The sequence below is a fragment of the Rhodococcus sp. MT28 genome (genome assembly GCF_058792695.1).
This window is the reverse complement of the sequence record NZ_JBXAFD010000001.1, coordinates 929,175-954,685: the sequence shown is the minus strand read 5'-3', so window position 1 is coordinate 954,685 and position 25,511 is coordinate 929,175. Positions and strand designations below refer to the sequence as shown.

Genomic DNA, 25,511 nt, shown 5'->3' with positions numbered 1-25,511 from the left:
GTCCGCTATCGGAATGTCGGTGTTCTCGGATAGGTTTCCGAACGTTGAAACTCGGCCAGTGATCAGGTGGGTGGCGCATGGAGAAGTACGACGTCAAGAAGGCATACAAGGATCTCTATTCCCCCGGGCGCCGCGATTTTGCCCTCGTGACCGTCCCGCGCTTCGGCTACTTCGCCGTCGACGGTCACGGTGATCCCAACACTGCCACCGAGTACTCCGAGGCGCTCGAAGCGCTGTATTCGGTGTCCTACGCGACCAAATTCGCGAGCAAGAAGGAACTGGATCGCGACTTCGTCGTGGGCCCGCTGGAAGGGTTGTGGCGGGCAGATGACCCCGAGGTGTTCGTGACGCGGGACAAGTCGTCGTGGGATTGGACGATGATGATCTCGCAACCGGAGTGGATCACGGAGACGGAACTGTCTGCGTCGATTGACGCAGTCCGGGCCAAGGCAGTGCGGGCCAAGAAGGAGATTGCCGCTCTCGACAAGGTCAGGTTTCTCGAGTTGGAGGAAGGTCTGTCCGTCCAGATTCTTCACGTCGGCTCGTACGACGACGAAGCTCCCACCCTGGACCGGCTGCACAACACGTTCATCCCGTCGAACGGCCTGAGCTTCAACGGCGATCATCACGAGATCTACCTCAGCGACGCTCGCCGGACGCCGCCCGAGAAACTGAAGACGGTTCTGCGTCAGCCTGTTTCGAGGTAGCGATTACGGCTCGAGGCCGCGCAACTTCTCGAGGTCGCGTCGCTCGCGTTTGGTCGGTCTGCCGGCGCCGCGATCACGTCGCGGAATGGACGCGATCAGTTCGGGCGGTGGTGGGGGCGGCGAATTGTCCTGCAGGCAATCGGCGGCCAGCACGGCGCTGACTCGCTTCGTGATCGGCTTGACCACGACGACAATGCGTTCGATGCCGGATACACGCACCCGCACCTCGTCGCCGGCTTTCACCTGCTGAGCTGCCTTTGCCGACGTTCCGTTGACCCGAACGTGTCCCGATCGGCAGGCGGTCGCCGCCTGCGAGCGTGTCTTGAACAGCCGAACCGCCCACGTCCAGCTGTCCACACGAACACTGATCGCGTCGGAAGGGAGATGAGCTGGCACGCACTCCAGCCTACCGACGAGTGCTCACAGACCCTGCGCGCGGATGCCCGAGTAGGCGCGCGGCGCGTACCGCAGTTGTAGCGGCAGCAGATGCCAGAATCGATCTGTCAATGTCAGGAAGCGGGCGAACCAGAAGTACATTCGTTCGTCGCGCGGCGTCCATTCCCATCCGAGAGTTTCGCGCGCCTTCTCCGGCATCAGTGCCTTGCCGATCCAGTTCGCCACGGCCATCGTGGGGCGTGAGGTCAGACGCCACAGCCACGTCGGAACCTTCGGAGCCGGTGCGATGTCGTGCTCGGCGATGCGCGTCGACCATTTTGTGGTGTGGGTGTTGATCAGGTGGTTGTCGAGCATGTCTTCCCAGTACGTGCGGAAGCTGGCGTAGTCGTCGAAAGCCGGTCGGTCGGTGAGTCCGTAACAGCGCCACCAGGTTACGGCCTCACGGACAAGCTGGTCCTTCTGCTCCGCCGTGAACTTCTTGTACGCGAATCGCTCGTTGAAATCGAGTATCACCTCGAAGAACGTGACGTGTGTCCACCAGAAAGTGTCAGGAGCGAGGGCGTGGTAACGCCCGCCGGTTTCGTCGATTCCTTTGAGATCGGTGTGGAAGTTGCGAACGAGCGTGCCTGTGCCCTCTTCGGTCCGGTCGTACACGACGCCGTAGATGGGCGGCAGTGAGCGGAACAGGCGGTCGAGCGGGTTGTCGAAAAAATTCGAATGATCCTGCAGCGCTCCACTTACCGCGGGATGCATGTTCTGCAGCGTGCCTGCGCGTCCGAGATACAGCAGACCGCGAACGTCGCCGAAGTGTGTCCACGTCAGGGAACCGGGGCCGATCGGATCGGCTCGTAGTTCCCGGGGCTCTGGTCGCGCCTGGGGCTTAGGTCGACGAGTATCGGTGTCCGGATCGCTGCTCATCTGGTTGACCCTCCGCCTGCGCTCATGTGACAACGGTCGTTGTCACATGATGACTTTTGCTGCGCCGCGCGAATTTGTCAATGGATTCGGCTAGATCTGCCCGAAAACAACTCCGGCCCCTCACCTGCAACAGGTGAGGGGCCGGAAGAGTGAAGCGGTCGGACTCAGGCGTATTCGTAGAAGCCGCGACCGGTCTTCTTGCCGAGGCGACCGGCGTCGACCATGCGGCGAAGCAGCGCCGGCGGAGCGTAGTGCGGTTCGGCGAATTCCGCGTACAGCGACTCCGCTGCTGCGAGAGCGATGTCGAGACCGACGGTGTCGAGCAGCGTCAGCGGGCCCATCGGGTAGCCGCAGCCGCCCTTCATGGCCTCGTCGATGTCTTCTGCTGTGGCGTAGCCGGATTCGAGCATCCGGACAGCCTGGCACAGGTACGGGATGAGCAGAGCGTTGACGATGAAGCCCGAACGGTCGCCCGCGCGAACCGTCTTCTTGCGCAAGGTGTTCTTGGCGTAGTCGGTGACGGCGAGAACGGTCTCTTCGGACGTCGTCAGGCTGACCACGATCTCCACGAGCGGCATGACCGGCACGGGGTTGAAGAAGTGAACGCCGACAACCTGGCCGGGGCGCGAGGTGGCCTTGGCGATCTTGATGACGGGGATCGACGAGGTGTTGGTCGCCAGAATGCCTGCAGGCTTGACGATCTTGTCGAGCTTGCCGAAGATCTCGTACTTGAGAGCTTCGATCTCGGGAGCAGCTTCGATCACCAGATCGCGATCGGCGAACTCTTCCATGTCCAAGGTGACGCGGACGCGTGCGATCGCGGCGTCGGCTTCTTCCTGCGTGATCTTGCCCTTGGCGACGCCGCGGTTGATCGACTTGGCGATCCGTTCGCGAGCAGCGGCGGCAAATTCTTCTTTGGTTTCGAGCACCAGTACCGAGCTACCGGCTTTTGCACAAACTTCGGCAATGCCGGCACCCATGGTGCCGCCGCCGATTACGCCTACAAGTTCCACGATTCTCCTCAAAAATTGGGGGCAAGCCCCTGTGCGCCGTTCCGGTAGTCAGAACTACCAGAAAGGCGCACAGGGGCGCGAAGTGCCTTACTTCAACAGCGCACGCGACATCACGACGCGCTGAATCTGGTTGGTGCCTTCGTAGATCTGCGTGATCTTGGCGTCGCGCATCATGCGCTCGACCGGGAAGTCGGTGGTGTAGCCGGCGCCACCGAACAGCTGCACGGCGTCGGTGGTGACCTCCATGGCAACGTCCGAAGCGAAGCACTTCGCCGCAGCGGAGATGAAGCCGAGGTTCTTCTCGCCGCGCTCGGCGCGTGCTGCGGAGGTGTAAACCATCAGACGTGCGGCTTCGACCTTCATCGCCATGTCCGCGAGCATGAACTGAACAGCCTGGAAGTCGCTGATGGACTTGCCGAACTGCTTGCGATCCTTGGTGTATGCCAGCGCCGCGTCGAGTGCGCCCTGGGCCAGGCCGACAGCCTGAGCACCGATGGTGGGACGCGTGTGGTCGAGGGTCTCGAGTGCCGTCTTGAAGCCGGTGCCCGGTTCGCCGATGATGCGGTCGCCGGGGATGCGGCAGTTCTCGAAGTACAGCTCAGCGGTGGGGGAGCCCTTGATGCCGAGCTTCTTTTCCTTCGGTCCGACGACAAAGCCCTCGTCGTCCTTGTGGACCATGAAAGAGGAGATGCCGTTTGCGCCCTTGTCGGGATCGGTGACAGCCATGACGGTGTACCAGGTGGACTTGCCGCCGTTGGTGATCCAGCACTTGGAGCCGTTGAGGATCCAGTCGTCGCCGTCAGCCTTTGCGCGGGTACGCATCGAAGCGGCGTCGGATCCGGCTTCACGCTCGGACAGTGCGTACGACGCCATTCCGCCGTTGACGAGGTCCGGGAGCACCTTGGACTTGAGCTCTTCGGAACCCTTGAGGATCAGGCCCATGGTGCCGAGCTTGTTCACAGCGGGGATCAGCGAGGAGGAGCCACAGACGCGGGCGACTTCCTCGATGACGATGCAGGTGGCGACGGAATCGGCGCCCTGGCCGTCGTAAGCCTCGGGAACGTGGATGGCGTTGAAGCCGGACGCGTTGAGAGCGGTGAGCGCTTCCTCGGGGAAACGTGCGTTCTCGTCGACGTCCTTGGCGTACGGCGCGATTTCCTTCTCGGAGAGTCCGCGGATAGCAGCCCGCAGTTCGTCGTGCTCTTCGTTCAGTGCGAAGAGATTGAAATCCGGGTTTCCTGCCATGGGAACGCTCCTTGGTGAAGGTGGCTTGAAGGCGGTCGGTGCGGCTCCGGCGTTACCAGCGAGATTCGCGGACAGACCGGTGCCCATGACCCCAGTCAAACACGGCACTGAGTGCCAGGTCAAGGGATGGGTGTGTGAAGTTTCGGTGCACGAGCAGTGTCAGCCGAGTTGTTCGTGGATTTTTCTGCTGATCTCATCAGCGGACGTGCCCGGGGGAAAGGCTACTACCAGCACGGACTTCGATTCTGGCGTGCTGGTCTTGGACCCGGGTGCCACGCCGTATGTCCGCCGAACGTCGAGCAATGCCTGACTTAGTGCATCAGCTGTGGCGTCCTCGTCGCCTTTGATCATGCTTCGCAAGAGGTAGTTGTGGCACGCGGTGACAGCTGCGGCAAAACCGACAACCTCGAGGACAGGCTCGCGGGGCACAGCGCTGCGCAGGTAGTCGACGAAGAGGCGCTCGTAGCGGAATCCGGTGACGAGTTCGCGGTCGCGAAGAGCCGGAACATGCTGTACGACGCGGTATCGCCGCATCGACAGGTCTCGGTTCCTGCGGAAGAAATCGAAGACCAGTCCCGCGGCCTCGCACACGGACGCCCAGGGGTCGGCGGAATCGGACGCGAGGAACTCTGCGACGTGTTCGAGGAGGGACTCGTGATCGGCGAAGATCACGTCTTCCTTGGAGCGGAACTGCCGGAAGAACGTCCGACGCGACACACCGGCGGCAGCGGCGATCTGCTCGACGGTGGTGGCTTCGTACCCGTTCTCCGAGAACAACCGGATCGCTTGAGACGCGACGTGTACCCGAAACTGTGCGGGGTCAGTTCCGGGTACATCGGAGCGCTCGGTCATGGATGCAAGTATCCAGGTTTCGTCGGCGTCAGTTGTCGGCGCGTAGCTGGAACTTGAGAACCTTGCCGGTGGGGGTGCGAGGAAGGTCGAGCGGGAAGACGATGTCGCGGGGAACCTTGTACCCGGCCAGCAAAGTGCGGGTGTGCTCGACGATGTCTTCGGCGGATGCCTGTAATCCCTTGCCCAGCACCACGAATGCCTTCGGGCGCTCGCCCCACTTCTCGTCCGGAACGCCGACGACTGCCACGTCGATCACCGCGGGGTGACTCATGATCGCCTGCTCCACCTCGACGGTGGAGATGTTCTCGCCGCCGGAGATGATGATGTCCTTCGCGCGGTCCTTGAGCTGGATGTATCCGTCGGGATGCATGACGCCGAGGTCGCCGGAATGGAACCAACCACCGGCAAATGCTTCGGCTGTCGCGGCCTCGTCGCGGTAGTACCCGAGCATCACGTTGTTGCCGCGGAGCACGATCTCACCCATGGTCTGGCCGTCGGCGGGGACGTCGTTCATCTCGGCATCGACAACGCGAGCATTTTCGGCCTGCACCATGCCGACTCCCTGACGAGAGAGAAGTGCGGCGCGCTCGGACTGCGGCTTGTCGTCCCAGGCTTCCTGGTATTCGCAGATCGTGTAGGGGCCGTATACCTCGGTGAGGCCGTAGACGTGAACGACGGTGACACCGATGTCTTCGAGTTTTCCGATGATCGTCGGTGACGGGGGAGCGCCGGCGGTGGTGATGCGCAAGGCGTCGACCTTGTGGGCCTGGTCTGCGTCGGCGATGGTGGAGCAGACGGTAGGAGCGCCGCACAGATGTGTCACGCCCAGATTGTCGATGGCGTCCCAGATCGCATCGGCGCGGACCGCGCGCAGGCAGATGTGTGTGCCCGCGGCCTGAGTGACGGCCCACGGCGTGCACCACCCGTTGCAGTGGAACATCGGCAGTGTCCACAGATACTTCGTCGCTCCGTCGAAGCCGTTGTGGAATGTCTCGCCGAGCGAGTTCAGGTACGCCCCGCGGTGGGAGTACATGACGCCCTTGGGTTTTCCGGTGGTACCCGAGGTGTAGTTGATGGCGATGCACTGCTGCTCGTCGTCGACGCCCCAGTGCAGTGGCTGATCGGAGAGAGCTTCGCCTTCGGCAATCAGATCGGCGTACTGCCCGGTGACGATTCCGGTGGGAACGTCCGGATAGGGGACGGTGGAGTCCGGGATCTCGACGATCTCACGCAGGCTCCCCACGTTTGCCTTGGACGAGGTGACCGAACCGACGAATTCGGAGTCCACGAACAGGATCGTGGTCCCCGAGTGATCGAGAATGTATTCGAGTTCGGGACCGGCGAGGCGTGAGTTCAGGGCGATCAGGACCCCGCCGGCGAGGGGGACGGCAAAATGCGCGAACAGCATCTCGGGTACGTTCGGCGCCAGGTATGCAACGCGGTCACCGGGCTGAATGCGTTCACGCAGGACGCGGGCCAGAGCCGCGACCTCGTCACCGAACTCTCGGTACGAGTAGGTCCGGTCGCCGTGAACGACGGCGGTGCGCTCGGGGAACACCGCGGCGCTGCGCTCGAGAAAGCGCAGCGGACTGAGCGGGGTGTTGTTGGCTGCGACAGCTGTCGGGACAGACACGGTTCCTCCGAAGGCGACGTGGCACGGTTGGTGTCACGATAAGTGTGATCGGCACTACAAATGGCCTGGATGCACGCTATTGCCCAGCCAAAGGTGCCGCTACCCTCTGAATTGGGTACGTGGAGGTGAGAGTGAGCAGGGTACTGAGACCGAGCGACGACGACGCGTTGCGCGCCGAACTGCGTCGGCTGCACCCCAAAACCGAGTTGCCGGTTCTGTTCGGCGGCTGCGTCAGCGACCGGTCGCTGACCATCACCGGTCACGTCGGCACGCGCAGCAACATCCTGCGAAACCTGCGGATCGACGCCGAATGCGGACTCGGCGGTCGGGCGATCGCAGAACAACGACCGGGCGCGGTCCAGGACTACGCGAACTCGTCGCACATCACTCACGACTACGACTACGAAGTGGGCACCGAAGCGATCGAATCCTTGATGGCAGTCCCGATCGTCGTACGCGGGGTTACTCGCGGAGCGATCTACGGAGGACTGCGTGCCAACCTGCCGATCGGCGACGTGATCGCCGAGACGATGATGCGATCGTCGTACGCGTTGGCCCGAGAATTCGAGATTCGCGACGAAGTGGATCGTCGGGTGGCGATGCTCGATACCGCTGCGGTGGAACATGGTTCGAACCGCGATGCCCAGATATCCGAAGGGCTGACCGAGAGCGTCCTGGCGCTCGGTGAGATCGCGGCGAACCTCGAGGACATGGCTCTCAGCGCGCAGGTCCTCGCGGTCGAGGCAAAGTTGCGGGCGTTGGCGTCGCCGAAACCTTCCGCGAACACTCCAGTCGCGAACACCGTTGTCCTGTCGCCACGCGAGCGGGAGGTGATGGGGTACGTCGCTCTCGGACTGCGCAATGCCGAGATCGCCGAGAGGTTGTCCCTGAGCGTCGAAACGATCAAGACGTACATGAGGAATCTGATGGGAAAACTCGACGTCCGCAGTCGTCACGAAGCGGTCGTGGAAGCGCGGCGGCAAGGTTTGATTCTGTGAGGGCTTGATTCTCTGATCGGTCCCGCCAAGCGGAATTTCGGAACTGCGTCGCCACTCCGGTTGATATGACGGACCTCACTATCGGCAGAGTTCGACACGAGTGATGAGGGCATCGATGCAGGATTTGTTCGACAACAACGACATGACCGGCCTGGCCGAAGCGATCAAGAGCGGCGACGTCTCCGCCAAGGAAGTCCTCGAGTTCAGTCTGGACAGGCTCGACGAGCGCAACCCGGCAGTCAACGCGGTGATCAGTGAGCGCCGAGAGGAAGCGCGCAACGAGGTATCAGGCGGCCTGCCGGATGGTCCACTGCAGGGCGTCCCGTTCGTGATCAAAGACCTCGGCATGGACGTCGCAGGATTGCCGAGCACCAATGGATCTCGATTGTTCGCCGACGCTGTGGCAGAAAAAGATTCGACGCTCGTCGAGCGCTACCGCCAGGCTGGTCTGGTTGTCATCGGCAAGACGAACACCCCGGAGTTCGGCAAGAACGCGAGTACCGAACCTGCGCTGTTCGGACCCACCCGTAACCCTTACGCCCTTGATCGTTCGCCCGGCGGATCTTCGGGTGGCACGGCTGTAGCTGTTGCCGTCGGGATCGTGCCAGGCGGGCATGCCAGCGACGGTGGTGGATCGATCCGTATTCCCGCATCGGCCTGCGGCCTGGTAGGCCTCAAGCCGAGCCGAGGACGTACTCCGACGGCACCGGCGCGCACGCTCTTCTCGTCGCCGATGAGTGTTCATCACGCGCTCACCCGAAGTGTCCGCGACACTGCGCTGCTTCTCGATCTGTCCGCCGGGCCGACAGTGGGCGATCCTTACGTGATCCTGGCGCCGAAGCGGCCGTACATCGAGGAAGTGGGTGCCGATCCCGGACGGTTGCGGATCGGTCTGAGTAACGCTCTTCCTGACGGCACACCGGTGGACCCGGAGTGCTCGGCCGTCGCGACCGGTGTTGCCGGCCTGCTCGAAGAACTCGGTCACGATGTCACCGAGAGTGCCCCGAACTTTCCGCTCGATGCGCTCACTGCCGGGCTGTCGGTGTTGATGGGCATTCCGATGACGATCGAGGTCGACGAACGACTCGACGCCCTGAACCGCGCGATCCGCGACGACGACCTCGAGCCGATGGCGCGGATGATCTACGACCGCGCGAAGTCCGAAAGTGCGACGAACGTCGTCAAGGCGTTGCAGGAACTCGAGCGGGCCGCCCAGGTGATCGGTGCGTTCTTTGTCGATCACGACCTGTTGCTGGCTCCGACGATGGCTCGGCCGGCAGCTCCGCTCGGTCTGCTCGATACGGCGAATCCTATGTCGATCTGGGAGCATTCGGCCGGGTACAGCGGCTTGACCAGTCCGTTCAACAGTTCAGGTCAGCCGGCGATTTCCTTGCCGATGGGTCATGACTCGGCCGGCGTTCCGATCGGCGTGCAGTTGGTCGGCGCGTTCGGCCGTGAAGATCTGCTGATTCAGGTTGCGTCGCAGCTCGAAACAGCCCGTCCGTGGTCCATTGCGCCGGTGTGGCCGCCGGTCCCGGCGTAGCGCGCGGTCGTCCGAGCCGGGGAGGACGTCAGGCGATGATGCGAATCGGCCACTGGCCGTTCACATCTGCCACGTCCCTCCCTTGGCTGAGAAGGTACTCGGCGAAATCGCGTTGCCGCTCGGCGTGCCAATCGGCTTGATCGACCATGAGATCGAGCCCCAGGATGTCGGGGAACCGCACGGCCAACTCGCGGGCCAACGCTGCCGCAGCTTTGGCATCGGCCTCGGCTTCGTGCGCCGACTCCAATGAAATTCCGTAGTGCTCGCACACGGCCGCAAGCGTTCGCTTGCCCTTGCGGAACGTATCCATCGCCCGATCGATCACGTACGGATCGATCACCAACCCCGGAACGAATGCAGGCTTGCCGATGCGCAGACCCTCGGCATGCATGACCGTCAGATCATAGGAGGCATTGAACGCCACCACGGCGTGATCGCGCGCCCAGGAATTGTGCAGAGCCTCGCGAATCTCTTCGTAGCCCTCGGAATAATCCTGGCCGTGTTGCGCCGCGAACTCGGTGCTGATGCCGTGAACAGCCGAGGCGCCGGCGGGGATGTCGACGCCGGGATCGAGTAGCCACGTGCGTGTTTCGACACTCGAACCGTCGATCACCGCGACGCAGGCACTGACGATACGAGCGGTCGACGGATCCCGCCCCGTGGTCTCGAGGTCGAACGCGCAGATCGGGCGATCGGACCAGCTACTCATCGGGGGCCTTTCGGTGCAGAACGTCATGTCCGAATCACTATGCACCCCCCTACCGACACAAACGACGAACAGCCACCTCCGGGGTGAAGGTGGAGGTGGCTGCTGCGTAACTGTGTGACGGACCTACAGAATCTCGGTTCCGACCGTGAAGCGATCCATGACGTCTTCGCGCGGAGTCACACCGAAGCCCGGTCCCTGCGGCACGGCGATGTGGCCGTCCTCGATGACAAAAGGTTCGGTGATGTCTTCCTTGTAGAAGCGATCGGACGCCGAGATGTCGCCGGGCAGCGTGAATCCGTCCAGCGCCGCGAGGGCTGCGTTGGCGGCGCGGCCGATTCCGGTCTCGAGCATTCCGCCGCACCACACCGCAATACCGTGTGCCGAGGCGAGATCGTGGATGCGCTTGGCTTCCAGATATCCACCGACACGGCTCGGCTTGATGTTGATGACCGAAGCGGCACCGAGCGTGATGGCATCCGCCGCATCCTTGGCCGACTCGACCGACTCGTCGAGGCAGATCGGAGTCGAAAGGGACTGGGCGAGCTTGGCGTGCTGCACCAAATCGTCCTCGGCCAGCGGCTGTTCGATGAGGAGCAGTGCGAATTCGTCCAGGCGACGGAGCAACTGCGCGTCGACGAGGGTGTACGCGGCGTTCGCGTCGACCTGCAGAGGAACGTCGTAGCCGAACTCCTTGCGCACCGCAGCCACGGGAGCGATGTCCCAGCCCGGCTTGATCTTCAGCTTGATTCGCACGTAACCCTGCGACAGATAGTTGCCGACGGTCTCGAGCAGTTGAGGGATGCTGTCCTGGATGCCGACGGACACTCCCGAGGGAACTCGCGTGCGAGTGGCACCGAGGTACCGAGCGAAAGACTGTCCGCGAGCGCGCAATTCAGCATCGAGAATTGCCATTTCGATAGCCGACTTCGACATCTGGTGACCCACGATGTGGTGAAGTACGCTGCCGACCGTCTCGGCGGTGAGCGGTTGATCCGACTGCGACTTACGTAGCGTCGGAACAAGATACTCGCGAAGCATCGCCCGCGCACCAGCGGTGTATTCGGAGTTGTAGTACGGATCGCTGAGCGAGCCGCACTCGCCCCAGCCGACGGTCTCCACCGGACCGTTGGGGCCGTCGGTGGTGCCGCTCACTTTCAGGACGAGGGTGTTGCGCTCGAGCTGGGTGCTGAATGACGTGGTGAAGGGGGAGACGAGAGGGATGCGCAGTTCGCGCAATTCGACGGACTCAATGTGCATGGACTTGCTCTTCTCCGGTTGTCTCGCAGATTTTCGTGAACATGTAATAGCCGCTGGGGTCGAAGCCGGTCGATTGCCATTCCTTCGAGGCGATCAGTGGTTCGAGGTACTCGCGAAGCGCGTGTCGCCAGGCAAAGGCAGAGGCGCGGTCGACTGTTCTCAGATGCTCGATGTCTCTGGGTATTCCGACTGCGATATCGACGCAGTCGGGTGGGATCGGGAGCATTCGAGGCGTACCGTCTTCGGTGGGTTGAAGCACCTTGAATGTATCATTCACGGCCACAGTAGAACTCGGAGATCCACCGACGTCGAGGTCCCAACTGACGAGCATACGATCGCTGGCGTCGCCTGCATTGATTCCGTCTGCCATCGACCCGTAGAAATCCGGGTTGTATTCGGCCGGTTCGGCTCCGAGACGCTGAATGTTGAAATAGGCATTTCGTGCGACCAGTGGATCGAAGGTCCACCGGATCGTCTTGACGCCGCGCTCGATGCACCAGTCTCGCTGATGATGCTTGAGGGCGCGGCCGATTCCCTTGCCTGCGTGTCCCGGTAGTACTCCGGCGATGTGTGAGTGCAGAACCTCGCCGAGAGGCTCGACGAAGAATCCGACGCAACCACCGATCATTTCGCCTTCGGAAAAGGCTCCCACCACGTAGTGACCACCGTGGTGAAGCGCAACCAACATCGCAGTGCCGAAATGAGCCGGTCCGGGACTGGTAGCCCAGATCTCGTCGAAAACGGCGGATAGATCGGCTATTTCGCGGGTATCGACCAGTTCTCGAAACTCAACCGCTTTGCTTTTCGACACGAGGGCCCCCTTCAGACGTGATCGAACGAATAAGGCCCGCAACCAACGCCGTCCTCGGAGCGATTGCGGACACGAGCGCATGCTCGGTCTCGGCGTGTGCACCGCCGCCGACGCCACCGAGGCCGTCGAGGGTGGGGATACCGATACCGGCAGTGAAGTTTCCGTCCGAGGCTCCGCCTACGGCGAGGCCGACGGGCGGAGTCAGATCATGCTCGAGCGCAACGCGTTCCGCCAACGCCAGCAACGGTGCGGACATCGTCCCTTCGAGAGGTGGACGGTTGACACCACCCGAGACCGTGACTACGGCTTCGGGGTGGATTGCCTGCAGGGCTCGGATATTCGCATCGACGCGCTCCTGCTCGGCGGCGCTGGTTGCGCGCACGTCCACGTCGACGAAGGCTTCTGCCGGAACGGTGTTGGTTGTGGTTCCGGCTGAAATGACAGTCGGGGTGACGGTGGTTGCCTGTGCCGGCGAGGACAAGTCGTTGATCGCGATCACGAGACGAGCCAGTTCTACTGCAGCGTTGATGCCTTTTTCCGGCTCCAGCCCGGCGTGGGCGGCGCGACCGGCAACATGGATCCGATACAGCGACACTCCCTTGCGGACAGTCTTCAGTTCGCCACCGTCACCGCCGGCCTCGAGAACCAGTACCGCGCCTGCCGCAAGTTCCTCGATGAGGGACCGCGACGTGGGTGAACCGATTTCTTCGTCACCGGTCACGAGGAGTGTGATTCCGTCGAGTGCATCGTCGCCGTGCAGCTCCCGGACGATAGCGAGGGCGTGGATTGCCTGAACGACACCAAGTTTCATGTCGAGTCCGCCCGGACCTCGGAGCGCTCCGTCGGTGACGGCTGCGGGCAGGCGTGTCAGGGTGCCGATCGGCCACACGGTGTCATGATGACCGAGCAGCATCAGCCGCGTCGGTGAGCTGCCGAAACGGGTCACCAGATGGGTACGGCCTTCCGTCACTATCGACTCCGGTGTCACGCCGAGTCGTTCGTGGACAAGGTCTGACGTCCACTTCGCGCTGCGGGCAACAGCTTCGAGATCGTGTGACGGCGACTCGACTTCGATGAGCGCGATGGCGTCCTCGAGGATCTGAGGAAGTTGGCGCTCGGCCAGATCGCGGAGAATGGTCATCGGTTGTTCACTCGCGGATACGCGCGGCTTCCGACGTGTAGCAATTGTGTACTCCCGTTGTCGGAGAAAGTGATCCGGATCCAACCCGCTGATTGAGGTAGTTGGGTCGCGAATACTCCAGGGTGAACTTCGATCAGGCTGAGAGAGACGGACTCTGCGCTTTCGGCGGTGACCGAAGGGTCGATGTGATCGGTGCGGCGGGCGGTCAGGGAACCGCCGGTCCTTTCCAAGACGAAATCGGCTGCGGCATCGCGGTACAGGCCGCACAGCGCATCGAGTTCTTCAGGTGAGGACGTGACGCGGGTGTGGGGGTCACCAGGCGAGAATGCCGGTGTCACACTGACGCCGCCTATGGAACCGATTACTTCAGCCAGAAGATCGCCGGAGAGAGCGTCCATTGCTCCACCGTTGGCCATCAGGACCACGGCTAGACCGCACGACGGCACCACTCGCAAGAACGACTGCTGGCCGAGAGTTCCGCCATTGTGGCCATGAGCCAGTACCCCGCCCCAATTATGCAGCAGCCAAGTGGTTCCCATGATGTCCGCTGACGACACGTCACCGATCTGGCGGCGCTCCTCGAGCATCGCCAGATGGGTGGACCGCTGAAGCAGAATCGGATCCTCGCGCATCGAATCCTGCGCGAACAGAAGAAGGTCCTCGGCGGTGCTGTTGATGAGACCGGCGGGGCCCATCGAGCGAGGGATGAGGAATTGTGGTGTCTGCTCGAGGTCGTCGGCAGCGCCGACGTGCCCGACTGCAGCGCGGTGCAGTGCCGTCTCCTCAGGCAGGGTCGTGGTTTTGGTCAGGCCGAGCGGTTCGATGATCCGCTCGCGCAGAACCGCGTCCCAACTCTTACCTCGGAGAACCTCGATGATTCGTCCGGCGATCACGAAGCCGGTGTTGCAGTACGACCAATCGGTGCCGGGGGCGAAGAGCTGCACCGTTGATTTCAGTGATGCGACGTATCGCTCGACGCAGTCGTCGCCGCGCCCGCCGTCGATGAAAACGTCACCGTCGATGCCACTGGTGTGAGTCAACAGGTGGCGAGTCGTGACCGTTTCGGTGGCTACCGCGTCGGCAACTGCGAAGTCCGGCAGGATGTTCCGGACAGGTGAGTCGAGATCCAGCAATCCTTCTTCGACGAGCTGCATGATCAGGGTGGCCGTCCAGACCTTGCTGATCGAACCCATCTGGAACAGCGTGTCGGGCGTAGCCGCGACGCCGGTGCGGGTACTGACGACACCAGACGTGACCACGGTGCGGGAGAATCCGCTGCGGGTTGTGGTCAGAATTCCCAGTGAGGCGCCGGGCACCCCGTACTTCGCACTCAGGGTGTCGAGTCGGTACTGCCAGTAGTCGGGATCGACCGTGGTCAGTGCGGGCTTGGGGGAGAGGTGCCGTTCGATCCAGTCGACGAGACGAGTGCTGTACTCCAGTCGGTGGGACGGCCGACCCGTCAACACGAAGGCATGTGACGCGTCCGGGAAAACCACCAACTCGGTCGGGGTGCCGGCCAAACGCAGTCCACCGAACCACTGTTCGGCCTGGTTGACCGGGCAACGGACGTCGCTGCCGCCGTGAAGGATCAGCGTCGGTGTCGTCACCTGGGAGACTCGCCCCAGCGGCGAAAGTTCCTGTACCCGAGATGACTGCGGGTCGAATTCGACCGTCTGCAGCAAGATGCCCTCGTCTGAGGGGCCGGCCGTGTTCGCGATGTCGCAAACGAGACCACCGGCGACTGCGACGGCAAACCGATCGGTGACGGACGTCAGGGCGCACGTCATGAATCCGCCGTAGCTGTAGCCCGTGAGTACCAGTTGCTTCGGATCGGCCATCCCCTCGGCGACAAGGGTTTCGACCGGTTCGAGCAGGTCGGCACGATCCGCCTCACCCCAGCCGTCCCGCACACCGTCGAAGAAGTCGTTTCCGTAGCCGTCACTTCCGCGCGGATTGATCATCAAGACCGTGAATCCCAGCGCGACCAGTTCCGCGTGGTATGCGTGCATCACGGTGGGCGTTCCGGTCCAGGCATTGTGTGGTCCGCCGTGGACGTCCAGAACCAGCGGACCGGCGCCCGTGACGTTCGGGTCGCGCAGGATCCAACCCTGAACACGGGTGCCGTCGCTGATGTCGAACCAACGCTCGGAGGCGACTGGAAACGCGACGGAAGTTGTCAGTTCCGTGTTCAATTCGGTGACCGTTTCGACTGCACGAGTCTCGAGGTCGATGACGGCGACCTCGCCGAAGGATGTCGCCGTTGCCAGCGCGACGACGGCTCGCCCGGACGTCAGGGCAAGGCCTGAGACCACTGTCTGCTCGCCGGTGAGAAGTGTTGAGACGGAGCCTGATCCGAAATCGACCTTGTGCAGTTCGGTGGAGCCGTGGTTGCGGATGCAGAAGACGATGTCGCCGTCGGCGGTGAAACTCGGTGCGCCACCGGGATAACCGGTTCCGCCCGGCATGACGTTTCGGTCGAGTCCGGACGTCAGGCTGCGGTCTTCCACTCGCTGGTCGCGGTGCAGGACAAGAAGTTCGTTGTTGTGAATGATCGGTGTGTGCCAACCGACGGCTACGACCGCGTCGCCGGCAGGTGTCCATGCAAGTGGTCCTGCGATGCCGCGTGCGTGCCCCAACATCCGCGGAGTGGAGGCGAGATCAGTCAGCGATACGGTCCAGGCGGAACTCGCCCGCGTCAGATCGGCGTCGCCGTCCATCGCCGCGGTGAAAGCCAGTTCGGTGCCGTCGGGACTGTACGCGGGATGCGAAGCGTCCCAATCGCCGTCCGTCAGCTGCCGAAGCGAGCCGGCGGCCAGATCGAACTCGAACAAGTGCGCCCGAACGCTGCCCCGGACACCGGATCCGTCGACCTTGTAGTTGAGGCGCTTCGCCACCAAGAGGCATGACGATCCGGCGGCAGTGCGGTCGACGGGGGCGCTGAAGGCGATCCGAGCGCCGTCAGGAGAGAACACCGGTGCCCCCGCGCCGAGCGGGAGCTGCGCCGTGGTGGTCAGCTGTGTTGCCGGACCCCCGGTGGCGTCGACCTTCCACAGTTGTGGTGTGCCCGAGGAATCCGGCCGAACGAAGACCAACAGCGTCGAAACGGGATGCCAAGCCGGCGAGGTGTCGGCAGGTCCCGCGGTGAGCTGTAGTTGCGGGGAAGCCAACCAGATCGAGTGCTCGTTGGTATCCGCAGCCGGATTCGATTCGGTACGTACGTATGCAATGCGTCCCGACGCCGATACGGCGATGCTGGTCGGTGTAACCACGGACGCGTAATCCTGGATTCTCGCCGAACGACGTTCTTCGGCACGGGCTACGGCTGCGGGAGAGTCGAGAGTGGTTGGCGTTGTCATTGGAACATCGGCTCCCCGAATGTCGGGATCGCGGACAACAGCTTTGCCGTGTACGGCTCCTTGGGCGAATCGATCACGTCGAGAACCGGCCCGTGCTCGACGATCTCGCCGCCGAGCATGACTGCGACGTGGTCACAGACGTAGCGGATCACCGCCAGGTTGTGACTGACGAACAGAACCGTCAGACCAAGCTGCTTCTGCAGATCCACCAACAGATTCAGAACCGCGCCCTGCACGGACACGTCCAGAGCGGAGGTGATTTCGTCGGCAAGCAGAACTGCCGGTGCGGCTGCCAAAGCCCGCGCGAGGGCAACGCGTTGGCGCTGACCACCCGACAACGACGATGGGTATTCGTGCGCCTTCTCCACCGGCAGTTGGACGGTGGTGAGGAGTCGAGCGACCTCGGCGGCGCGGTCGCCGCGGCTGCGCCGAGCTTTGTCACGACGCTCGGTGGACCGCAGCGCCTCGGCGAGTGACTGGCCGATGGTCATTCGCGGGTCGAGGCACGAGTACGGATCTTGGAAGACCATCTGGATCCGGTGGCGCAGACGAGCCGTCGCGCCGCGGGCGTGAGCGACGTCCACACCGTCGAGAAGGATCTGGCCGGAACTGGGCTCGGCCAGGCCGACAGTTGCTCGCGCCAGTGTCGACTTTCCGGAACCCGATTCACCGACGAGACCGACCACCGATCCGGAGGGGATGTCGAGATTGATGTTCTTGACGGCGTGGAATTTTTTCGAACCGCTACCGAGGTGGACGTTGACGTCACGGAATTCGAGTCTGCTCATCGGATCTCCTCTGCAACAGCCAACAGTTCTTCCAACTCGATGTCGGCGGTGCTCTCCTCGGCGTCGAGGCTCTCCACCTGCCAGGCTTCGTCGACGGTGGCAAGCGGCTTGTCGCGATCGGTGCTCATGGTGGGGACCGCGGCGATCAGCGCGCGGGTGTACGGATGCTTTGCACGGCCGGCAATCAGATCGTCGACTGCGATGTCTTCGACGATTTCGCCGGCAAACATGACGAGGACACGGGTGCACATGCCGGTGATGACGGCCATGTCGTGCGAGATGAGAAGGATTGCGGCGCCGGTTTCTTCGCGAACCTCGTGGAGCAGCCCGAGGACCTCACGCTGAACGGTCACGTCGAGCGCAGTGGTGGGTTCGTCCGCGATGATCAGAGCGGGCTTACCCATCAGACCCATGGCGATCATCGCGCGCTGACGCATACCGCCGGAGAACTCGTGGGGGTACTGCTTCGCACGCCTGGGCGCGTCGGGGATCTTGACGGCGTTCAGTCGCTCGACTGCCGCCTTCTTCGCGTCGGCCTTGCTCATACCTTCGTGGAGCCAACCGATCTCGGCGACCTGGTATCCGACCTTGAGAGACGGATTCATGGACGACATCGGATCCTGGAACACCATCGCCATACGTGTGCCGAGTTGGCGGGCAACCTTGCGCGAAGCCGCGTCGTCCGGCCGCTTGCCGTCCTTCATCAGCACGGTGCCGTCGAACTCGATGAGCCCGGCGTCGACCACGGTGGGGTGGTCGGTCAGCTGCGCGATTGCCATGCAACTCAGTGACTTTCCGGACCCGGATTCACCGACGATGCCCACGGTTTCGCCGCGGTGAACTGTAAAACTGATGTTGTCGACGGGGCGACGCCAGTCGTCACCCGCGGGGACTGCGACGGACATGTTGCGGACGGTCAGTACCGCGTCTTCGTCGGTGGGCGCCGAATCGGCCTGGGCAGTTTTCCGGTTGATCGGCTTCCACTTCGGCAGGCGACTGCTGATCGGGCTGCGAACTCCCGCGCCGCGAGCAATGGCCTCGCCGAGCAGCGTGAAGGTCAAGCCGGCGAGCACGACGGCGATGCCGGGGGCGAGTGCGGTGGCCGGGTTGACGAAGATCTTCGACAGACCTTCGTTGAGCATCCGGCCCCAGTCGAATGCAGGCGGCTGAATGCCCAAGCCGAGGAACGAGAGTCCGGCGAAGACCACGAGGCCGCTGCCGACAGCGATGCTGGCATTGACGATGAGTGGTTCACGGATATTGGGGAGAATGTGGCGGAACAGCAGCCCCGGCTTGGTAACCCCGAGGATGCGTGCTGCGTCGATGAAGTCGCGTCCGTTGACCGACGAAGCCAGTGCGTACGTCAACCTCGCGAACGGCGAGGCCAGGGCGAGACCGATGGCGATCACCGCGCTGCCAGCACCCTGTCCGAGAACGACCAACAGGAAGATCGCGAGGAGCAGTCCGGGGAATGCGATGGCGAAGTTGAGGAATGCCACGACCATTCGTCCGACCCAGCGGGGAGCGAGCGTCGGGAGCGTACCGAGTATCAGGCCAATTGTGACACCGAGTGCGACGGCTCCGAGAGCCATGAGCACCGACAGTCTCGCGGCGGTCATCGTGCGGGCGAAGACGTCACGCCCGCCGGCGTCGGTGCCGAAGATGTGCTCGGAACTCGGTCCCTGAGAGAGTGCCTTCGGGTTGGCTGCGACAGCGGCGTCACCCCAGATCATCGGTCCGAAGATGACGAGGGCGATCAGAGCGGTCAGGAAGGTGAGGGCCAGGATTCCCAATGGGGTGCGGAACGTTCCGACGATCCAGTGTCGTCGCGGGGGCGTCTTGGGGGCCGCAGTGGGGGCCGTAGGTGAGGTGCTCAACTCAGTTCTCCCGAATTGTGGATCGTGGGTCGATGAGAGCGAGCACCACGTCGACGATGAAATTGATGAGAAGGACGATGGCGCCGTAGATCACGACCAGTGTCTGGGCGAGCGGGTAGTCCTTCTCGGTGATGGACTTGACCAGCGCCATGCCCATGCCGGGCCAGGCGAAGATGCTCTCGATGAGCACGGTGCCGGCAATCAGACCACCCAGGAGGAGTCCGGCGAGCGTCAGCGTCGACGTCATGAGGTTGGGCATTGCATGACGGAAGTAGATTCGTGCCACGGGCATTCGCTTGGCGCGCGCCGTACGGATGTAGTCCATGTCCAACACGCCGAGCGCCTCTGCACGGACGATGCGCGACATCGAGGCGATGGCACCGATCGACATGGCCGCGACCGGGAGGATGTAGCTTTCCGGTCCACCTCGGCCGGCGACGGGCAGAACAGGGAACGTGACGGCAAAGAGGTAGACCAGCGCCGTACCGAACATGAACTCGGGGATCACGGCGATGGTGCCCGACGTTGCGGTGTAACCGATCTCGACTCCGCGTCGTCGACCGTTGCGGGTCAGTGCAGCGAAGATGAGGCCGATCGGAATGCCCACTAGCAGCACCGTGACGACTGTGAGTACAGCCAGTTCGAGTGTTGCCGGTAGGCGGGACGCGATCACCTCGAAGACCGGAGTCCTCAAGGTGATCGAGTCACCGGGATTCCCGCTCAGCAACCCGCCGACGAATCGGAAGTACTGCTGCCACAAGGGAAGGTCGTAACCGAGCTGAGACCTCGTTGTCTCGACCAGTTCGACCGGTGCGTTCATTCCCAGTGCCAACCGAACCGGGTCTCCCGGAATCAGTTGGAGCATCAGGAACGCCGCAGTCACCAGCGCCCAGAGTGAAATCACGAAGGTGCCGAAACGACGCAGAAGATATGCGGGCCAGCTGTCGGACTCGAGCCACTTTGCTCGAGCCTGAGGCGCCGCTTCTGGTTTCGCGGCTTCAATAGTTTGACTCATGGGCTGTCTTTCCGGAGGGCGGGATGCTGGGGCGGGAAGATATTTCAGAGTGGGCGGACGGCCTACTGGTAGAGACGCAGCGCAGAACCGTTGAGCGACTTGCCGAATGAGAGTCCGGCCTTGTTGAAGTACACGTTCATGACGGAGTCTGCGAAGGGCACGGCCGCGATCGTCTTGGTGAGCTCCGACTCGGCGTCGGCCCAGGCGTCACAAGCGTCGCTACCGGTCAGACCGGAAGCCTTGGTGGCTGCTGCTTCGTAGGCGGGGTTGCTGACCGATCCGAAGTTCTTGCCTGCTGCGGGAACCGGCCCGGCAAAGTACGCAGTGAAGGTGCTGGGCAGCGAGGAGTTGACCTGGACCCAGGCGATGTCCCAGGCAGAGTTGTCCTTGCCGCTCAGAATGACGTCGATGATCTTGTTCGAGTCGCCCCCGGTCACCTCGACGTTTGCGCCGAGTTCGGACCACGCCGACTGAGCAAGTTCGGCCGCCGCGTTGCGCGGATCGTCGGTGCCGTCGTACACGAGGCGGAGATTGAGCGGCTTGCCATCCTTGCTTCGCTTGCCGTCAGCGCCGGCGGTCCAACCAGCGCCGTCCAGTGTTGCCTTGGCGGCAGTGAGGTCGAAGTCCGGAATGTTGCCTGCGACAGAGTCGTAAACGCAGGCGCGCGGTTCGACGGCGACGAGGCTGGTTGCCCGGACCCCGTGTCCGGCGGTGATGACCTGAGTGAGGTCGTCGAGATCGACCGCTTGGATCAGGGCCTTGCGCACTGCGGGATCGCTGGTGGGATTACTCGCGATCTGGTTGAAGTACATCTGGCCTGCCGGCAGAGGCCGACCGACGGAGTCCAGATTGGCTGCCGCGACGCGGTCCTTGTCCGGACCGGCGATCGGAGCTGCGTTGAGTTCACCCGAGAGCAGCTGATTTGCGGCGGTGCTCACGTTCGGCGACATGGCGGCGACGACCGTCTTGGGGACGCCCGGGGTGTCGGAGGTCGTGCCGTCGGGGCCCCAGTTGTAGCCCTCGCGACGCTGGAACGTGTAGTGGTCGTTGGCGGCAACTTCGGTGACTTCGAACATGCCGGTGCCGAGCGACTTCTTGTTCGACGCTGTCGGATCTTTCAATCCGGCCTCGCACAGGATCGGCAGGCGACCGACGTTGAGAAGAAGGAACGGGCTCGGCGCCGGAGTGGTCACCGTGACAGTGCGCGTTGCAGGATCGGCAGTCGCAGTGGCGCCGGTCGGCACGGAGGACCCGCGCAACTGTGAACCGTTGTCCGGGTTGGCCACGAAGTTGATGTTGTCCGCGACGGTCTGCGGTGTCAGCGTCGATCCGTCGGTACAGGTCACCCCGTCACGGATGGTGAAGGACGCCGAGGTCGGGGTCTCCTCCCACTTCTCCGCCAACCACGGTCCGACTTCACTGGTATCGGGATCCTGGTAGATCAGGTAGTCGTACGCCAAACGCGACAACTCGGCGGTCGCCGAGGCGGCCGACATGATCGGGTTGAGAGCACCCGGATCGGCCTGCAGGGCGAAACGGAAGGTCCCGTCGGTGGCCGGTTCACCGCCACTGGCGCCCGAGGACGTGCCTCCCGAGCCACAAGCAGACAACACAAGCGTGAGCCCTGCGGCTGCCGCAAGTGTTGGATAGAAGCGGTGTTTCATGGTGCCTCCGTGATGGAGCAGGGGCCCGAGCGAAAAACGTGAGGGCGCGGTTGAGTGTTGACTGCTAAATCTTGGCGCATGACGTGACGCGCATCTCTGTCGATCCTCACGAAAATCGGGTCGATTTTCGTCCGCTCCCACGAAAACCGTCAGGATCAGTGAATACCTGTCCGTATACCGACAGCGACCGGCGAAACACGACGATTTCCCCGGTCGCTACCGGCGGTCTACTGGTACAGGCGCAGGGCCGAACCGATGAAATTGCGGCCGAATGCAAGACCCGCATTGTTGAAGTAGAGAGTCGTGATCTTGTCGGCAAAAGGTACCGCCGAGTTTGCTTTGATGATCTCGGACTCAGCGTCTGCCCAAGCGGCACAAGCGTCCTCGCCCGTCAGCCCGGAAGCCTTGGTGACGGCTGCGTCGTAGGCCGGGTTGGAGATCGACGCAAAGTTCATTCCCGCAGCGGGCACCGGACCGGAGAGGAAGGGGACCAGCATGCTGGGCAGCGCGACGTTGATCGGCTCCCACGCGACATCCCACGCCGTGTTGTCCTTGCCGCTGAGTGCGACATCGAGAATCTTGTTCGAGTCTCCACTGGTGAGTTCAACGGTGGCGCCCAGGTCGTTCCACGCGTTGACTGCGACGTCGGCGGCAGCATCGGTCGCGTCGCCGAACGTCTCGTAGACCATCCGAATTCGGAGCGGTGTGCCGTCCTTGCTGCGTTTACCGTCCGCGCCGACCTTCCAGCCCGCAGACTCGAGAGTTGCTGCGGCCGCACTGGTATCGAAGTCCGGTAGGTTTCCGGCGACAGAGTCGTAGATGCAGGCCCGCGGTTCGATGGACACCATCGTGGTCGATCGGGTTCCGCGGCCGGCGGTGAAGATCTCGGCGAGGTCGTCGAGATTGAGAGCCTGGACCAGCGCCTTGCGTACGGCAGGATCGCTCGTCGGATTGCCGGGACTGTGGTTGAAGAACATCTCGCCCGCTGGAGCAGGCTGCTTGACGGTATCCAAGTTCGCGGCGTTCATGCGGTCCTGATCGGGGCCGGAGACGGCAGCGGCATTCAGATCACCGGACAACACCTGGTTGGCCGCTGTGCTGTTGTTCGTGATGATGGATGCGACGACATTCTTGGGTACACCGGCAGTGTCGGAGGTAGTGCCGTCCGGTCCCCAGTTGTATCCGTCGCGCCGAACGTAGGAGTAATGATCGTTGGCGACTGCCTCGGTCATCTGGAACATGCCCGACCCGAAGGTCGTCTTGTTTGCCGCCGTCGGATCCTTCAACCCGGCCTCGCACATGATCGGTATTCGCGCCAGGTTGAGAAGCAGGAACGGAGAGGGTTCCGGAGTTGTGACCGTTACGGTCCGGGTCGCCGGGTCGGCGGTGGCAGTTGCAGTTGCCGGTGCGTACACCCCGCGGAGAGCGGATTTGTTTGCTGCGTTGGTGATGAAATTGACGTTGTCGGCGACGGTCTGGGCAGTCAGAGCGGATCCGTCGTTACAGGTGACGCCGTCGCGAATGGTGAAGGACGCGGAAGTGGTTGTCTCTTCCCATTTCTCGGCGAGCCACGGCTTGGTTACGCCGGTATCGGGATCCGGATGGAGCAGATAGTCGTAGCTCAGACGCGCCAGTTGGTGCGCCGGCGAAGCGGCGGTCATCAGCGGATTCAGAGCGCCGGGGTCGGCCACGAGAGCCAATTTGAAGGTGCCGTCCGTGACGGGTTCACCCCCACCCGAACCCGATGAGCCACCCGTTGAGCACGCGGTCAGGGCAAGAACGGTGCCAGTTGCCGCAGCCAGTAGTACGTAGGACCGTTGTTTCATGGTGCCTCCGGAAGGTGTGGTCCCGCCCGAGTGACGCGAGGTCTGTCGGGTCAGGAGCAAAAGACGATTGCTTGAATCTTCACCCAACAAAAGAACGAGAACATCGTCCGGATTTACGAATGTTTCGTGAGACTTGGTAGATCGCTACAACATTGTCGGATGGAAGAGACGAAGCTGGAGCATCAGGCTGAATCGAGTTTCCGGATCATCGAGATCGATGCCGGCAATCCCGGCAAGCTTCTTGAGGCGGTACCGGAACGTGTTGACGTGGATGTGAACCAAGGACGCAGCAGCCGGAATGTCGCCGAACGTGTCGAGCCAGGCGCGGAGCGTGTCGACAAGGTTGATGTCGTGACTGCGGTCGTACTCACGCAGTACCGCGAGCGGACCCGATGCGGTCTCGTTCTCGTCCGCCAGGGCGTCGGAGAGGCGCAGAAGTAGGGAATTGATCTGCACGTCGTCGGCGCGCGCGACGGTCCGGCCCGAGGAATTCCACGTCGACCTCAGAACGCGAAGCGCTCGGTCGGCTTCGTCGCGTGACTTCTCCAGCGTCATCACGTCGGCCACTGTCGCACCGATTCCGATGACCACCGACTTTTCCGAACGGGAACGGTCTGCAAACTCCGACGCGATCCGACGCACGTAGTCGTCGTCGGTCTGGTGCCGGGTGTGTGGGATTACGGCGTAGACGGTGCCGCCGATCGCTGCCGCCACCGACAGCGGAAATACTTGGTCGAGATAGGTATTGAGTGTCAGGGCCAGTTGATCGACATCGGCTTCGGCCTCCAACGATGCACCGGCGCCGCTACGGAAGCCGGCCGCAAGTACGTTTGCCTTCGAGCGGCCGTAGCCCAGTCGCTCGGCCGCTTCCTTGGCTGAAGTGCCGCCACTCAGTAACGTGATCACCTCGCCCAACCTCAGCCGTCGTGCGGAATCGGCTGCCAGCTTGGCGCGAAGTAAACTCATCGCGGCCACGCCCGCCGCCTCGACGAGCGTTTTGACCTGCAATTCGTTCGGCTCCTCGTCCAAGATCACCCAGATCGAACCGAGGATCTGCGATGCCGCATGTATTCGCATGCCGACGCGGGGCCTGATGCCCGGCCCGATACCCGGTAGAAATACCGGCAGGGTAGAGCCGTAGATCTTGTTGAAATACCCCATTGACCTGAGCCGATCGGAATAGTGCTGCGGCACTTGATGTCCGAGGACACTCTGCTTACGTGCTTCGTCGCCGAAGGCTTGATCCGCCGAGAACGCGAGGATCCGGCTCGACTGATTCTCGATGGTGACCGGGCCGTTCAATACCTGAGCGATCGAGTTGGCAAGATCGAACAGGTCGGCGTCGGCGGCCGACGTGCGGTCCCCGTTGTTGCCGGATTCGAGGATCTCGTTGATCAACGACGCGCTTTGCAGCCAGCTTGCATCCTTGACCATTCCGAGGAGTGCGACGTCGGTGTCGGCCACCGCTTTCTCGACGAGGCCGTCGAAGTCCAGGGGCTCTTTGACGATCAGCGCTACCGCACCTGCCGAGCCGTATTCTCTTACCGCCGTTGCGATATCGGCCGAACCGGCGAGACCTGCGCCGAGTACGACGGCGCCCGCACTGTCCTGGGTAGCTTCGGACCCTTCGTGCAGGGTCACGCGGCTGACAGTGCGGGCGCCGTCGACGGTGTCGCCACCGCTGAGGAACGTCATTCCCAGTCTGTCGACGATGTCGACGATCGATACTCCCGTAGGTGTGGTCACCACCACACCTTAGGGG

General features: G+C 62.8%; 20 protein-coding genes. 3 read left to right on the top strand and 17 right to left on the bottom strand.

The genetic code is table 11. The features are described 5' to 3' along the window. The first annotated feature begins 77 nt into the window (after positions 1–77). Positions 78–707 carry a GyrI-like domain-containing protein gene (locus AC1Q6C_RS04570; protein ID WP_007731353.1) on the top strand — a complete coding sequence of 210 codons (630 nt, stop codon included), beginning with the start codon at positions 78–80 and terminating at the stop codon, positions 705–707. A 3-nt stretch (positions 708–710) separates the two neighbouring features. Here AC1Q6C_RS04570 and AC1Q6C_RS04565 read toward each other — a convergent pair whose 3' ends face one another. The 6 genes from AC1Q6C_RS04565 to AC1Q6C_RS04540 all read right to left on the bottom strand — a co-directional run bounded on the left by AC1Q6C_RS04565 (position 711) and on the right by AC1Q6C_RS04540 (position 6,764). Further along, positions 711–1,103 carry an RNA-binding S4 domain-containing protein gene (locus AC1Q6C_RS04565; protein WP_003940158.1) on the bottom strand — a complete coding sequence of 131 codons (393 nt, stop codon included), beginning with the start codon at positions 1,101–1,103 and terminating at the stop codon, positions 711–713. Between the two features lie 24 nt (positions 1,104–1,127). Then, positions 1,128–2,021, bottom strand: a complete 894-nt coding sequence (locus AC1Q6C_RS04560) for an oxygenase MpaB family protein (RefSeq protein WP_007731355.1) — start codon at positions 2,019–2,021, stop codon at positions 1,128–1,130. 164 nt (positions 2,022–2,185) lie between these two features. Then, complete coding sequence (locus AC1Q6C_RS04555; protein ID WP_003940434.1) at positions 2,186–3,034, bottom strand: 3-hydroxybutyryl-CoA dehydrogenase; 849 nt, start codon at positions 3,032–3,034, stop codon at positions 2,186–2,188. Between the two features lie 87 nt (positions 3,035–3,121). Continuing rightward, complete coding sequence (locus AC1Q6C_RS04550) at positions 3,122–4,279, bottom strand: acyl-CoA dehydrogenase (RefSeq protein ID WP_003939784.1); 1,158 nt, start codon at positions 4,277–4,279, stop codon at positions 3,122–3,124. A 159-nt stretch (positions 4,280–4,438) separates the two neighbouring features. Beyond that, positions 4,439–5,131 carry a TetR family transcriptional regulator gene (locus AC1Q6C_RS04545; protein ID WP_003939674.1) on the bottom strand — a complete coding sequence of 231 codons (693 nt, stop codon included), beginning with the start codon at positions 5,129–5,131 and terminating at the stop codon, positions 4,439–4,441. Between the two features lie 28 nt (positions 5,132–5,159). Beyond that, positions 5,160–6,764: an acyl--CoA ligase family protein gene (locus AC1Q6C_RS04540; RefSeq protein WP_030535166.1), complete on the bottom strand. Its 1,605-nt coding sequence runs from the start codon at positions 6,762–6,764 to the stop codon at positions 5,160–5,162. Positions 6,765–6,895: 131 nt separating this feature from the next. Between AC1Q6C_RS04540 and AC1Q6C_RS04535 the strand changes: the two genes are divergently transcribed. Both AC1Q6C_RS04535 and AC1Q6C_RS04530 read left to right on the top strand, forming a co-directional pair. After that, positions 6,896–7,762, top strand: a complete 867-nt coding sequence (locus tag AC1Q6C_RS04535) for a helix-turn-helix transcriptional regulator (protein ID WP_030535167.1) — start codon at positions 6,896–6,898, stop codon at positions 7,760–7,762. A 115-nt stretch (positions 7,763–7,877) separates the two neighbouring features. Next, a complete protein-coding gene (locus AC1Q6C_RS04530) occupies positions 7,878–9,305 on the top strand; it encodes an amidase (RefSeq protein ID WP_151098208.1) in 1,428 nt (475 codons plus the stop codon). Positions 9,306–9,333: 28 nt separating this feature from the next. Here AC1Q6C_RS04530 and AC1Q6C_RS04525 read toward each other — a convergent pair whose 3' ends face one another. From AC1Q6C_RS04525 to AC1Q6C_RS04475, 11 genes are all read right to left on the bottom strand, one after another. Continuing rightward, positions 9,334–10,014 carry a 3'-5' exonuclease gene (locus AC1Q6C_RS04525; RefSeq protein ID WP_003940028.1) on the bottom strand — a complete coding sequence of 227 codons (681 nt, stop codon included), beginning with the start codon at positions 10,012–10,014 and terminating at the stop codon, positions 9,334–9,336. Between the two features lie 123 nt (positions 10,015–10,137). Continuing rightward, positions 10,138–11,271 carry an o-succinylbenzoate synthase gene (menC, locus tag AC1Q6C_RS04520; RefSeq protein ID WP_003940422.1) on the bottom strand — a complete coding sequence of 378 codons (1,134 nt, stop codon included), beginning with the start codon at positions 11,269–11,271 and terminating at the stop codon, positions 10,138–10,140. Further along, positions 11,261–12,082 (bottom strand): GNAT family N-acetyltransferase, encoded by an 822-nt coding sequence (locus AC1Q6C_RS04515; protein ID WP_030535170.1) that lies wholly within the window; start codon positions 12,080–12,082, stop codon positions 11,261–11,263. Before AC1Q6C_RS04515 ends, menC begins: the two co-directional genes overlap by 11 nt. Further along, a complete protein-coding gene (locus tag AC1Q6C_RS04510) occupies positions 12,060–13,223 on the bottom strand; it encodes a M20/M25/M40 family metallo-hydrolase (RefSeq protein WP_003939777.1) in 1,164 nt (387 codons plus the stop codon). The genes AC1Q6C_RS04515 and AC1Q6C_RS04510 overlap by 23 nt, the downstream gene beginning before the upstream one ends. Continuing rightward, the gene (locus tag AC1Q6C_RS04505; protein ID WP_492666400.1) at positions 13,220–16,579 is read right to left on the bottom strand and encodes a serine hydrolase; all 3,360 of its coding nucleotides are present in this window, start codon (positions 16,577–16,579) and stop codon (positions 13,220–13,222) included. The genes AC1Q6C_RS04510 and AC1Q6C_RS04505 overlap by 4 nt, the downstream gene beginning before the upstream one ends. Further along, positions 16,576–17,367 carry an ABC transporter ATP-binding protein gene (locus tag AC1Q6C_RS04500; protein WP_003940215.1) on the bottom strand — a complete coding sequence of 264 codons (792 nt, stop codon included), beginning with the start codon at positions 17,365–17,367 and terminating at the stop codon, positions 16,576–16,578. The genes AC1Q6C_RS04505 and AC1Q6C_RS04500 overlap by 4 nt, the downstream gene beginning before the upstream one ends. After that, on the bottom strand, positions 17,364–19,244 hold the full coding sequence (locus AC1Q6C_RS04495; protein ID WP_225320135.1) for a dipeptide/oligopeptide/nickel ABC transporter permease/ATP-binding protein: 1,881 nt from the start codon (positions 19,242–19,244) through the stop codon (positions 17,364–17,366). Before AC1Q6C_RS04495 ends, AC1Q6C_RS04500 begins: the two co-directional genes overlap by 4 nt. Before the next feature lies 1 nt (position 19,245). After that, a complete protein-coding gene (locus AC1Q6C_RS04490; RefSeq protein WP_003940249.1) occupies positions 19,246–20,259 on the bottom strand; it encodes an ABC transporter permease in 1,014 nt (337 codons plus the stop codon). 62 nt (positions 20,260–20,321) lie between these two features. Next, entirely contained in the window at positions 20,322–21,923 is a 1,602-nt protein-coding gene (locus AC1Q6C_RS04485; RefSeq protein ID WP_030535172.1) for an ABC transporter substrate-binding protein, read from the bottom strand. Between the two features lie 227 nt (positions 21,924–22,150). Beyond that, positions 22,151–23,749, bottom strand: coding sequence for an ABC transporter substrate-binding protein (locus AC1Q6C_RS04480; RefSeq protein WP_230359055.1), 1,599 nt, complete (start codon positions 23,747–23,749; stop codon positions 22,151–22,153). Positions 23,750–23,893: 144 nt separating this feature from the next. After that, positions 23,894–25,495 carry a PucR family transcriptional regulator gene (locus AC1Q6C_RS04475; RefSeq protein WP_007731373.1) on the bottom strand — a complete coding sequence of 534 codons (1,602 nt, stop codon included), beginning with the start codon at positions 25,493–25,495 and terminating at the stop codon, positions 23,894–23,896. Positions 25,496–25,511: the final 16 nt, after the last annotated feature.